The organism is Acinetobacter sp. 228 (assembly GCF_048147885.1).
Map to the genome: position 1 here is coordinate 1 of NZ_JAYWYV010000540.1, position 1,079 is coordinate 1,079.

Consider the following 1,079-nt stretch of genomic DNA (forward strand, 5'->3'; position numbering starts at 1 on the left):
CAATCGCCAGTAAAGAAATCGCTTTCGATTCGGTTTCATTTAACTGAGACAACAATTGTTGAGCAGTTTCAGGTGCTAACTTCTCACCAACCAGATCTACACCAAAACGGCGGCCTTGGAACTCAAAACACGGATTTTGCTCTATAAAGCCAGTCACTTTTAAGCAGTCATCTAGACAGTAACGCAGTAAGCCATTACCCGAAGTAATCAGCGGGCTGACCACGTCACCTTGTTTAAGCTGCCATGAAGGAACGATTTGACCTTGTTTTTCACCTTCTAAATATTCAAATTCATAGAAGTGACTTTGGTAAGCCAATGGGTATTGGTCATTGTAGGGAATAGTCACTACACCTTCCGTCGCCCATAAGCCTTTACCTTCAAACTGAACACTGGGTAATTTTTCTTTTAATTTTTCGGCCCAAGCTTTTGAACCTGCGGTGTCCCAACTTGAAACCAGACTTAACTTTGGCCAAAGTTTTTTAAAGTCGATCTGTTCGCCATTTGAACTTGCAATTAAAGCTTGAGCACTTTCAGGGCTATGCGGTGCCGTCACTTCTTTTAAGGAAGCCTGACGGTTGCCCCATTTGCCACTGTTAAGCACCTCAATCACGTCTTTTTGTAATGCCTCTAAACGTTCAAGTAATTGCAAAGCAAACGTTGGACTCCACACCGAAATCATGGCTAAGTTACGGTTTGCGACCAAATAACAAATCGTGGCAAACAGTGCATCATCAGCATTGGCCGCAAATGCAACGTTACTTGGAACCGCTTGGGTAAACTTAGACAGTATGCGTTTACCTATACCAAGTAGCGCACTATCATCATTTAAGTTTTTGTCTTTTAAAACTTCACGCTGACTCTCAGGCAGCCATGACACCGACCAGTAATGTGTACCCGAACTAAGCTCTGGACATTTACGGTATAAACTTGCCATCCACGGTGCAATTGCATGGTCAAGTTCATCTAAAAACAGCTTGGTGTATGGAATAAACTTGATTTGTTCACTCGAACCACTGGTCGGCTGGAAACGAACCAGTTTACTGCTAGAGAGTGAAAGCTTTTGTTCACGGTAACGCTGA

The 1,079-nt window shown here is 43.1% G+C and carries 1 protein-coding gene; it reads right to left on the reverse strand.

What is annotated here, in order from left to right:
• The coding region (locus tag VXQ92_RS20605; RefSeq protein WP_416683029.1) for a GH3 family domain-containing protein at positions 1 to 1,079 on the reverse strand (1,079 nt) is incomplete at both ends.